The 11778-nt window shown below is 54.8% G+C and carries 10 protein-coding genes; 4 read left to right on the top strand and 6 right to left on the bottom strand.

All coding sequences use genetic code 11. The annotated features are described in order from the left end of the window. The first annotated feature begins 11 nt into the window (after nucleotides 1-11). The 4 genes from sufB to sufU all read left to right on the top strand — a co-directional run bounded on the left by sufB (nucleotide 12) and on the right by sufU (nucleotide 4261). On the top strand, nucleotides 12-1427 hold the full coding sequence (gene sufB / locus BMW41_RS07750) for a Fe-S cluster assembly protein SufB (protein ID WP_074649596.1): 1416 nt from the start codon (nucleotides 12-14) through the stop codon (nucleotides 1425-1427). A gap of 10 nt (nucleotides 1428-1437) precedes the next feature. After that, nucleotides 1438-2496 carry a SufB/SufD family protein gene (locus tag BMW41_RS07745; RefSeq protein ID WP_074649595.1) on the top strand — a complete coding sequence of 353 codons (1059 nt, stop codon included), beginning with the start codon at nucleotides 1438-1440 and terminating at the stop codon, nucleotides 2494-2496. Beyond that, nucleotides 2493-3731, top strand: coding sequence for an aminotransferase class V-fold PLP-dependent enzyme (locus BMW41_RS07740; protein WP_074649594.1), 1239 nt, complete (start codon nucleotides 2493-2495; stop codon nucleotides 3729-3731). The genes BMW41_RS07745 and BMW41_RS07740 overlap by 4 nt, the downstream gene beginning before the upstream one ends. 98 nt (nucleotides 3732-3829) lie before the next feature. Further along, complete coding sequence (sufU, locus tag BMW41_RS07735; RefSeq protein ID WP_074649593.1) at nucleotides 3830-4261, top strand: Fe-S cluster assembly sulfur transfer protein SufU; 432 nt, start codon at nucleotides 3830-3832, stop codon at nucleotides 4259-4261. A gap of 150 nt (nucleotides 4262-4411) precedes the next feature. Here sufU and mutY read toward each other — a convergent pair whose 3' ends face one another. From mutY to ggt, 6 genes are all read right to left on the bottom strand, one after another. Continuing rightward, nucleotides 4412-5518, bottom strand: a complete 1107-nt coding sequence (mutY, locus tag BMW41_RS07730; RefSeq protein WP_074649592.1) for an A/G-specific adenine glycosylase — start codon at nucleotides 5516-5518, stop codon at nucleotides 4412-4414. Between the two features lie 9 nt (nucleotides 5519-5527). Then, on the bottom strand, nucleotides 5528-6934 hold the full coding sequence (locus BMW41_RS07725; protein WP_074649591.1) for a sodium-dependent transporter: 1407 nt from the start codon (nucleotides 6932-6934) through the stop codon (nucleotides 5528-5530). Nucleotides 6935-7166: 232 nt separating this feature from the next. Continuing rightward, nucleotides 7167-7634, bottom strand: coding sequence for a PaaI family thioesterase (locus BMW41_RS07720; protein ID WP_051684795.1), 468 nt, complete (start codon nucleotides 7632-7634; stop codon nucleotides 7167-7169). Nucleotides 7635-7758: 124 nt separating this feature from the next. Then, on the bottom strand, nucleotides 7759-8286 hold the full coding sequence (locus BMW41_RS07715) for a hypothetical protein (protein WP_074649590.1): 528 nt from the start codon (nucleotides 8284-8286) through the stop codon (nucleotides 7759-7761). A gap of 90 nt (nucleotides 8287-8376) precedes the next feature. Then, on the bottom strand, nucleotides 8377-9699 hold the full coding sequence (locus tag BMW41_RS07710; RefSeq protein ID WP_074649612.1) for an acetyl-CoA hydrolase/transferase family protein: 1323 nt from the start codon (nucleotides 9697-9699) through the stop codon (nucleotides 8377-8379). Nucleotides 9700-9872: 173 nt separating this feature from the next. Next, nucleotides 9873-11744 (bottom strand): gamma-glutamyltransferase, encoded by a 1872-nt coding sequence (gene ggt / locus BMW41_RS07705; RefSeq protein WP_074649589.1) that lies wholly within the window; start codon nucleotides 11742-11744, stop codon nucleotides 9873-9875. Between the last annotated feature and the right edge of the window lie 34 nt (nucleotides 11745-11778).

The following is an 11778-nucleotide window of genomic DNA, read 5'->3' as shown; positions in this document are numbered from 1 at the left end:
GATACCGATCAATGGGCAATAACGAAGAAAAGTCCCAGGTTGCGGATGTCGACCGCAGCCTCTACGACTTCCGATATGAGGAAAAAGATGCTTACCGCATCGAATCCGGACTGACTCCGGAGATCGTAAGACAGATCTCGGAGGAAAAACATGATCCGGACTGGATGCTGGATTTCCGTCTGAAATCCCTTGAAATCTACAACCGTCTTGAGGTTCCGGACTGGGGTCCGTCCATCGCGGGTCTGGACATGGAAAATGTCGCAACCTACGTCAAGCCGAACACCAAGATGGCGGCCAGCTGGGACGAGGTTCCGGACGATATCAAGGATACCTTTGAGAGACTCGGAATCCCGGAAGCAGAGAGAAAATCCCTTGCCGGCGTCGGAGCACAGTATGACTCCGAGCTGGTTTATCACAATGTCAAAGACGAAGTTTCCCAGATGGGTGTTGTATACACCGATATGGAGAGCGCTCTGACCGGCGAGTATGCCGATATGGTCAAAGAGCACTTTATGAAGCTCGTTCCGCCGACCGATCACAAGTTTGCGGCGCTTCACGGCGCGGTTTGGTCCGGCGGCTCCTTCGTGTACGTTCCGAAGGGCGTGCACCTGGAGATCCCGCTTCAGTCGTATTTCCGTCTGAACGCGAAGGGCGCAGGTCAGTTTGAGCACACCCTGATCATTGTCGACGAGGACGCATACCTTCATTTCATCGAGGGATGTTCCGCTCCGCACTACAACGTGGCAAACCTCCACGCGGGCTGTGTCGAGCTCTACGTCGCAAAGGGAGCAAAGCTCCGCTATTCCACCATCGAGAACTGGTCCAAGAACATGTACAACCTGAACACCAAACGTGCAAAGGTTGAGGAGGGCGGTACCATCGAGTGGGTATCCGGTTCCTTCGGTTCCCATGTTTCCTACCTCTACCCGATGAGTATCCTGAACGGAAAGGGCGCCAGAGCCGACTTCACCGGCATCACCTTCGCCGGAAAAGGCCAGAATCTGGACACCGGTGCGAAAGTTGTCATGAATGCGCCGGACACTTCCTCCAGCATCAGCACCAAGTCCATCTCCAAGGACGGCGGTGTCAGCACTTACCGAAGCTCTGTCGTCATCACAAACAAGGCAAAGGGGGCAAAGTCTTCCGTTTCCTGCCAGTCCCTGATGCTCGATGCGATCTCCCGCTCCGATACCATCCCGGCGATGGATGTCCGCACCATGGACGCCGATGTCGGCCACGAGGCGAAGATCGGACGAATCAGCGATGAGGCTGTCTTCTACCTGATGAGCCGCGGCGTCTCCGAGGAGGATGCACGCGCGATGATCGTCAGCGGTTTCGCGGATAACGTATCCAAGGAACTTCCGCTGGAATACGCGGTTGAGATGAACAACCTGATCAGACTGGAAATGAAGGGCAGCATCGGATAAGGAGGACAGTATGAATATGACGATTAACCGACTGCCTGTTCCGACCTGGAATCATCTGAAGATGAACCAGGCAGATCTCTCCGGCATCACTGCCGTGAAAGAAGGGAATCTGACAGTCGTAAAACCGGAAAATGTTGCCGAGATGAAGGCAAGCAAGCCGGTATATCTCGATCTGGCGACCGGTTCCGGCCGCGACGTGGATAAGCTGATCCATGATGCGGAGGTACCGTGCCACCGCTACAGCGTGAAAAAGGGCGAGCGCACCGCAGAACCGGTCCGTCTCTCCTTCCGCTATGAAAAAGACTCGCAGGACATGAGCAGCGTCGAACTGACCGCCGAAGACAACGGTTACCTCTGGGTAATCGAAGATTTCAGCGGCATGGACGCCAGCGGCTTTGCCGGCATTCAGACCAAGATCCGCGCCGGAAGAGGCGCGGTTGTCCGTCTGGTCCAGATTCACAAGCTGGGCGATGATCTCACCTTCCTCAATGATGTCGGCGGCACCTTTGACGAGAGTGCCAAACTCGAGCTGATCCAGATCGTCCTGGCCGGCGGAAAGATTTATCTCGGCGCACAGGCCGACCTGATGGGCAAAGCCGCAGAGCTCGAACTCGACTCCGCATACATGGTTGAGAAGGATCACCTTCTCGATATCAACTACGCCGTCAACCACATCGGCAGAAAGACCGTCAGCAACATCAACGCCAACGGAACCATTGCCGATACGGCGAAAAAGATCTTCCGCGGCACCATCGACCTGCGCAACGGCGCGGTCGGCGCAAAGGGCAATGAGATGGAGAACATCCTTCTGATGAGCGACAACATCGTCAACCAGACCATCCCGCTCATTCTCTGCGACGAGGAAGATGTCGAAGGAAACCACGGTGCATCCATCGGCAAGCTCGACGAAGAGCTCCTCTTCTACATGGAGTCCCGCGGACTTTCCACCGAAGAGATTTACCGCATGATGAGCACCGCTCACGTCGAAGCACTCCTGAAGAAGGTCAACGACGAAATGACAAAATGCGACGTTCACGGTTTTCTGAAGGGAGCTGTTGAAGAAGAATGACAAGCGAAGCAAGACAGCGTCAGGATCGTCTGATCCGGAACGCATTTCCGATTTTTGAGGATACCGATCTGGTTTATCTGGACAGCGCAGCGACGACCCAGAAACCGGACTGTGTCATCCGCGCAACCCGCGAATTCTATGAGAATGACAACGCGAACCCGCTTCGCGGTCTCTACGAGCTGAGTCTTCGCGCCACCGATGCGTATGAGGACGCCCGCAGAAAGGTTGCCGATTTCATCGGCGCAAAAGACCCGAACGAGATCATTTTCACCCGCAACGCAACGGAGAGTCTGAATCTGATCGCGCACACCTGGGCGGATGACAACCTGAAGCCGGGGGACGAGATCCTGATCACGATCATGGAGCACCACTCGAACCTCCTTCCGTGGCAGCATGCCGCAAAGCGCACCGGCGCTGTCCTGAAGTTCCTGGAGTGTGACAAAAAGGGAAACATCACGGAGGAAATGTTCCGTGCGGCTCTGACCCCGAAGACAAAGCTGGTCTCCATGACACAGATTTCCAACGTCCTCGGCGTCCGGAACGATATCAAGACCTTTGCCCGCATCGCTCATGAAAACGGAGCTGTTTTCTCCTGCGACGGCGCGCAGAGCGTTCCGCACATCAAAGTGGATGTCTGTGATCTGGATGTCGATTTCCTCTCCTTCTCCGGTCATAAGATGCTTGGCCCGATGGGCATCGGCGTTCTTTACGGAAAGATGGAGATCCTTGAAAAAATGTCCCCGTTCCTGACGGGCGGCGAGATGATCGAGTATGTCACCCGCGAGAGCGCAACCTATGCGGAAGTTCCGCATAAGTTCGAGGCCGGAACGGTCAACGCGGCCGGAGCGGTCGGCCTGGGCGCTGCCATCGACTACTACAATGCCATCGGCATCGATGTGATCGAGGAGCGCGAGGATTACCTGACTGTGCTCGCCATGAAAGAGCTGAGCCGGATCCCGCACCTGAATATCCTCGGATCCGATGATCCGCTGAACCACCACGGAATCCTTTCCTTCACCATTGACGGCGTTCATCCTCATGATATCGCCGCCATCCTGGATTCCTTCAAGGTCGATATCCGTGTGGGACATCACTGCGCACAGCCGCTCCTGAAGTATCTCGGATCGATGTCCACTGCCCGCGCGAGCATCGCATTCTACAACACCGAAAACGATATCTTCCGTCTCGCGGAGGCGTTAAAGACCGTCCGCGGCAAGATGGGTTATACGGATTGACAGAAGAAAACAGATACAGTATGATATGGCTTGCCGTCCGGGAGAACCTTGTGTTCCCTCTGCCGGCAGGCTGTTGTATATCATAAGGAGCGTATTCCATGAATAATTTTTATAATGAAATTCTCACGGATCACAACCTTCATCCGATCCATAAAGAACCGATTGAGAATCCGAACTATGAGCTGGAGGGCGTCAACCCGTCCTGCGGCGACGATATCATCCTTCAGCTTCGGGTAAATGACGAAGGCGTCATCGAAGATGCCGGATATACCGGCGACGGCTGCGCCATTTCCCAGGCTTCCGCCGATATCATGTGCGACATGATCATCGGAAAGACAGTTCACGAGGCGGAGCATCTCTCGGAGATCTTTCTTCGCATGATCCGCGGCAAGATCACCCCGGAAGAGAAGGAAGAACTGGAGGAAGCCGGCGCCCTGGAGGATATCTCCCATATGCCGGCCCGCGTAAAATGCGCGGTTCTCGGCTGGCATACCATGGACGAGATGTTCAAAGACCGGGATGACAAATAATAAAATATCACACAATACAGATTCGAAAAAACCGTGTCCGGTCGCATTGACCGGGCACGGTTTTTCGCTTGATATGCTCCGAATAACAGCCTGACATATCCTCTGTATCGCGGCGGCTGTCCGAATTTCTTTCCATAACTTCGCCAACAATTATTCTGTTATTTTGAATCGATCTCTGATCCACTCCGTATATTTTACCAGCGCTGTCGGCACCGCATACGTTTCGGACAGTTCCTGCGGCGTCACCCACTGAAGCGGCACCTCTCCCGCTGCGGGCTTTCTGACCCAGACAGCGAATCCCGTCATATGCCATTCGATATGAGAAAAGATATGTTTCGCTTTTGGAAGAAACTCCAGATCCAAAACGTCAAAACCGCTGGGAAGCGAATTCCCGGCCGCACCGCCGAGTAACTCCCTCACCGCCGAAAGTACCTCTTTTGAGCTCTTTTTTCCCTCCGCCGCCGGATATTCCCAGAGCCCCGCAAGAAGCCCCTTTTCCGGCCGCTTTCGAAGCGCAATCCGCCCCGTCTCATCGATCAGAACAAGAATCGTCTTCTCTTCTTTTCGCCGCTCTTTCTTCGGCGGAATGACCGGATAGCGGAGTTCCGTGCCGTCCGCATGCGCCCGGCAAAATTCCTTCCACGGGCAGCGTCCGCACTCCGGCGCGCCGTTCGGAAGACAGACCGTCGCTCCCAGATCCATCACCGCCTGATTGAAGTCCCCCGGCCGGTCTTCCGGCATAAACTTCAGAAACCACGCCTCCGCCTTCTTCTTCGCCGTTCCGGTCTTGATATTCTCCTCTTCCTTCATCATTCTCGCATAGACGCGGAGGAGATTGCCGTCAATCGCCGGCGTCCGCTCGCCGAATGCGATGGAGGCAATGGCCGAGGAAGTGTAATCTCCGATTCCGGAAAGCGCCAAGAGTTCTTTTTTGGTCGGCGGCATTTGCCCGCCATGATCCTCCATAATCTGCACAGCCGCCTTATGAAGATTTCGGACCCGGCTGTAATAGCCGAGTCCTTCCCACAGTTTCATGTACTGCTCTTCCGGCGCCTGTGCAAGCGCGCGGACGTCCGGCAGAGCCTCCGTAAATCTCCGATAATATTCCTTCACCGCTTCCACGCGGGTCTGCTGAAGCATAATCTCCGACAGCCACACATGATAGGGTGTCGGGTCCGACCGCCAGGGAAGCGTTCTCCCGTTCCGGTCATACCAGGCAAGAAGCATTTCGGTTTTGATATCACGATTCAAAGACATAGAATTTCCTCATCCGATTCCGCCGTTGACCGCACCCAGAAGAAAGACCGCCAGCGACAGAATACAGAACAGATACTTATAGAGCGGGTAGAACCAGCTTCCCACACGGCGTTCCCGTCCGAGGGATACCGCGTCGACAACCGCATCCTTTCCCCATACCCACGCGAACATCACGCCGGCAAGACCAGCGCCCAGCGGGCAGATATAAATGGATACAAAGTCCATCCAGTCGGAGACAATTCCCTGAATACAGATGGAGATGATCGCACCGATCACGCCGACCAGCGCCACCGACAGCACACGGCTTCTTCCCAGATGATCCTGTACCGCGGCGATCGGCACTTCAAACAGATTCACCAGAGAGGACATTCCCGCCAGAAGAACCGCCACAAAGAAGACAATCACCACGATCGGGCCGCCCGGCATCGCCGCAAACAGATGCGGGAGATAGATGAACATCAGGCCCGGACCGCCGGAAAATGCCGTCTCTCCGGCTGCTGCCATGGCCGGCACGATCACCAGCGCCGCCAGCATTGCCGCAAGGGTGTCAAACAGGGCAACTTTCCATGCGCTCGCCACCACATCCACATCGTCCGAGAGATAAGAACCATAGATGATGGTTCCGTTCCCCGCAAGCGACAGGGAGAAGAAGGACTGTCCGAGCGCATATACCCACATCATCGGGTCCCGGATCTTCTCCGGATCAATCGTAAACATATGGCGGTACCCCGCCGCTGATCCCGGCTGTGCGGCCACATAGAAGACCAGCGAGATAAACAATGCATAGAATACCGGAATCATCAGCTTATTCGCCTTCTCGACACCGCTGGCAATGCCGAGCACCATAATGACCAGCGTCACCGCGATGGCAATCACCAGCCAGTAACTGTTGCCAAACGCCGAGGCCGTATGTCCGAATTCCGACGCAAAGCCGGAAATTCCCGCGGCCACCGCCGAATCGCCGTTTTCCTCCGCGATCTCCATCGCCGCGTCGCCCAGATGAAGCACCCGGCCGGTCACCGCGTAAAAGGTGTATTTGAAGATCCAGCTGACCACAACCGAATAGCCGATTGCCATCATAAAGGCGCCGATCATCGGGATAACGCCCAGCATTCTGCCGACTTTTCCATAACCGATGGACGCCCCTGCCTTGGAAAATGCCCCCAGCGGACCGGATCTCGCTTTTCGCCCGAACGCCATCTCGCCGACCACGCCGCTGAATCCGATCAGTACATCAAAAAGGAGGTACGCCGCCAGAAATGCGCCCCCGTAGTTTGCCACTCTGCTGGGAAAAAGCCAGATATTTCCCATACCGACCGCCGATCCGATGCAGGCGATGATGAAGCCGTATTTGGACTTCCAGGAATCTCTGGATTCACCGGATGCCGTGCTGTTGTTATGTTCGACTGATGTCATGTAATCCTCCGTCATATGTCATATTCACGGATATTATATTAGATTCTTCGCTTTAAAGCAAATCACTATGTGCGAAAACACCGGCCTCCGCCCACTATTTTTCTACGGCGGCGTGTTCATTCTCACGGAACGTTCTGCGGTCTGGGAATTTCGGAGAAATTTCCTATGAAACAGGAAACCGCGCAGAATCTTCCGCGCGGTTCCTCTTCTGAATGCTGTATGTAATTCAGGATTACTTCTTCATGCTTTTCAGCACATCCTTCACGGCGTCATAGGGCTCACCGAGGGACATAAAGGTAAATGTTCCCGTACAGAGCACCCGCTCCGTCTCATCCATGACATCGACCGAGACCACGATCGCACGCTTTCCTCTCTTCAGAACTTTTGCCTCGGAGATCAGTTTCTTCACGCCGATGCCGGCACGGAGATAGTGAAAATCCGCATCCATCGTCGTCACTTTATAGCCGTAACTGCTGGCCGCCATGCCGGCGGTCGAATCCGCCATGGTAAAGAGGCAGCCGCCGTGGACGGAGCCGATGGGATTCATCAGATGTTCCGTCACGGTCAGTTCGCCGCGGCAATGGCCGGCAGAAAGCCGGACGCCCTGAAATCCCATCTCATAGGCAAACGTGTTATCTTTGTTACGGTTTTCCCGTATCTTTCCGAGCTGTTCGTCGGTAAGCTGTGTCATTTCTTCCATCTTGTAAATTCCTTAATAACTTTTGTAATCAAACCTCTCCTGCTGGCCTTGCACCGGGCGTTCCCCGCTTTCGCAGCACCATAACGTTCCGGTGTTCGTACCCTGTCAGGGGATCGTTTTTCACTCAGTCGGAAAACTCTCCGACGCAGTCTGTTTCTCTTGCTTTCTTCCATGCGGCAAATGCACGGTCTTTTCCCTGCACGGCGAGATCTCTTCCCTGCGCCGCCAGCACTCTGCTTTTTGCCGCGCCGTCGTCCAGCAGCTTCTGGCACCATTCCTCCGCCCGGGCGATCCGCTCTGCCAGCTCCGGATTCTTCTGTCCGATCTTTTCCTCGAAATCCAGAAAAGCGGAGGCAACACCGAGACCGATGACAATGCCGCCGGTCAGGACTTTCAGAATTCCCTTTGCGGTCCGGCAGCATGAAGATCCGCAGCTGCATTCTTTTTCCATCTCAATGATGGTCTCGTCATCCTCGTCGAAACGGCAGCCGTCTCCGTCGTGACCGTCCACCCCCTCGCCATGTCCGCCGCAGCAGCATGAGTCCTTGCTGTCTCCGCATCCGCGGCCCTTTCTGATATCGAAAATACCGCTGACTGCTACGCCGACGCCGGTCAGAATCACTGCTGTTTTTATTACGTTTTCGAATTTCATACAAACCGCCTTTCTTTCGTCTTCCGTACACGATACCCGAACATTATACCCGCATTGTCTCATTTCCGGTCTGTGATTGATAAACCCGGATTACCGAAACGCCTCGTCCGCATATTTCCGCAGCTCATCACGGAAATCCGGATGTGCCACCCTGATCATCTCCTCAGCTCTCTCCCGGAGCGTCTTGCCGAACAGATTGGCCACACCGTACTCCGTCACTACGCACTGGATCATCGTTCTCGGAACGGAAACCGTGCTTCCCTGCGGAATAAACGGAACGATATTGGACTGAAGGGAACCGTCTTTCTTCTTGTGTGTGGAATTGATGCAGATGTATCCTTTTCCGCCTCTGGACCGGAAGGCTCCTTCCAGGAAATCCATCTGTCCGCCGATTCCGGAGAGCTGCCTGGTTCCGGAGGACTCACCGTTCTCTCCGCCGACCAGATCCAGCTGAACGCCGCCGTTGATGGAGATGAAATTGCTGATTTTCCCCATAATCTCCGGCATATGCACATAGTCCAGGCCGGCCGGTTTGAAGAGTTCCGGATTCTCCGCGATCCAGTCATAGAATTCCTTTGTTCCCATCGCCAGATTCCAGGTGGACCGGCCGGTATCAATCTCTTTCTTCGCGTTGGTCAGTTTTCCGGCCTTCCACATTTCCATGAATGCATCACTGATGGTTCCGGTATGGCAGCCCAGGTCCTTCTTATCCGACTCCGCCAGCATTTTCGCCACGGTGAACGGCACCGTTCCGACACCGAAAGAGAGCGTCGCTCCGTCCGGAATCTCCGCAACCACATTCTTCGCAATCTGAATGTCCTCGGTGCTCGGCTCACGATAGGTGCGGACCGGAAGATCCTCGTGCTCTCCCTCCACGATGTAATCCGCCTCCGAGAGGTGAACGCGATGGGAGCCGTCCACGCCCTGGAGTGTCGGATACTTTTCATTGATCTCAAAGATCACCACTCTCGCGCACTCCATAATGGTCTTCCATCCGTAGCTTCCGATTCCGAGACCGCAGTAGCCGTTCTCATCCGGCTTCGAAACCGGGACGAACGCGACATCAACCTTCGCCATCTTCTCCCGGTACATCTGCGGAAGATAACGGAGGATCATCGGGGAGAACCGTACCAGCCCCCGCTTCTGAAGTTTCCGCTCATAGTCGCCGATGTGCCAGCTGTAATAAGAAAATGTCTCCTGCTCCGGATCGCACTCTACCGTCTCGATCCACGGGTGAATGATCAGACCGCCGCGGATCTTGATGTCCGAGAGCTCTCCTTTGCGCTTTGCCAGCGCCTTATCCAGAAGCTCCGGAAATCCGGCGCCGAATCCGTAATCAACCCAGTCCCCCGGCTGAACCGCTTTGACCGCCTGTTCCGGAGTGACCAGTTTTCCAGCAAATGTATGATTCATTGTATTCTCCATTCCGCCGCCTTCACCGGCGGCTTCCTCTCTTTTCTGTTATTTTATCACAACCCGGCATCATTTCGTCAGAAAAAGACGGTGCCGCCTCCGGAAATCTATCCCGAAGACGGCACCGTCCTACTTATTCGTACTTTTTATTTTTATGGGAGGAAAAGGGTGGATCAGTAAGCGAGAGCCTTACCGTCACGGCGCGGGTCAGCACCGCCGCGGAGGGTTCCGTCTTTCTTGATCTCAATACCCTGAACACCGCCGAAGAAGAGCTGCCAAGCACCCTTGTCGGTTACCTCGTGGCCCATCTCCTGCAGTTTTGCCACTGTCTCGGCAGTCACCGGCTTCACGCCGTCGGACTCGTAGCAAACCTTCTTTGAGGAGTTATCATAGATTCTCGCGCAGTCGATCGCATCCTGAATGTCCATATCATAATCGATCATTCTCTGAACAACCTGAGCGATGGTCGGGAAGATACGGGTTGCGCCCGGAGTTCCGATGGTCAGGAACGGCTTGCCGTCCGGATACAGAACGATGGACGGGGACATGGAGGAAAGCGGTCTCTTTCCGCCGGCTACGCAGTTTGTGCTCTTCGGATCCGGAGAGAAGTCATCCATCTCATCGTTGAGTACAAATCCGGTTCCTTCCGGAACGATCTTGGAACCGAAGCCATAGTTTACGGTCTTTGTGCATGCTACCATGTTGCCTTCCTCATCGATTACGGAGAAGGAAGTGGTTGCATAGTGCTCCAGCTCGTCGGACGGAACAGCCTCATAAGCGCCGCTCTTTTCCGGATCGATCTGGCTCCAGCGGGACTTTGCATAGTCCTTGCTGGTGAGCTGCTTCAGCGGAACATCGACGAAATCGGTGTCTGCCATGTACTTTGCTCTGTCGGCAAATGCGATCTTGAACGCCTCAGAGAACAGGTGAACATACTCCGGAGAGTTGATTTCCAGAGACTTCATGTCCGCATTCTCCAGAATGTTCAGGATCTCGCAGAGGTGTGTACCACCGGAGGATGCCGGCGGAAGGGAATAAATGGTGTAATCCTTGTAGGTACCCTTTACCGGTTCTCTTTCCTTAACCGTGTAATTCGCGAGGTCTTCCATGGTCATAACGCCGCCGTACTTCTTGGTGGCATCCACCATCTTCTGCGCAATCTCGCCCTTATAGAATGCGTCTTTTCCGCCGTCGCGGATTGCTTCCAGTGTCTTGGCAAGATCCGGGTTGCTGATGTGATCGCCGATCTCGTATGCAAGTTCCAGATCGTTCAGGTAGATCTTGGAGAGATCCGGCATCGCATGGATCAGGTTGTAATTCTCATCCAGCTCTTCCTTGAAGGTTGCACCGACAACGTAACCGTCTTTCGCAAGATCGATCGCGCCCTGGAAGATATCATTTCTGGTTACCTTATCGGAACCGTACTTTTCCAGAAGGAACTCCATTCCTGCTACTTCACCCGGTACCGCAACCGACTGGCCGCCGTACTGGCTTGCCGGAGCTGCCGCTGTCGTCGGATCTGCGCCGTCCGGTGTGTAATTCTTTACTTTGCCGTCTTCACCGAGCCACATCTCCGGAGTTGCTGCTGCCGGAGCAGTCTCTCGGAAGTCGATTACCTTGACTTCCTTGGTCTTTGCATCGTACAGCGTCATGAAACCGCCGCCGCCGAGACCGGAGAAATACGGCTCTACCACACCGAGTGCGTAAGCAGTCGCTGCTGCCGCGTCGAATGCGTTTCCGCCCTTCTGAAGAACTTCAAGACCGGCCTTGGATGCATACCAGGAGCATGCTGCAACCGCGCCCTTGGTTCCGGTGGCGTCGCGGTCATCCTTCTTCTTCTCCAGTTTCTCGTCGTAAGGAAGCCATACATCTTCACCGTGGAATGTTTCCGGCTTCTTTACTTCTTCTGCCTTGGTTTCTTCAGCGGCGGACTCTGCTGCTGTCGTCGCTGCTGCTGTGGTTGCTGCTGCGGATCCGTTTCCGCATGCCGCGATGGAGCTGACGCCCATCATCATGGCGGCAGCAAGTGCAAGTTGTCTTTTCATAAATTACTCCCCTCTTTTGGTAACATATGAACGT

The sequence above is a fragment of the [Clostridium] aminophilum genome (genome assembly GCF_900101295.1).
GTDB lineage: Bacteria > Bacillota > Clostridia > Lachnospirales > Lachnospiraceae > Clostridium_R > Clostridium_R aminophilum_A.
Note: the sequence above shows the minus strand (reverse complement) of the source record. Positions and strands in the feature narration are given on the sequence as shown.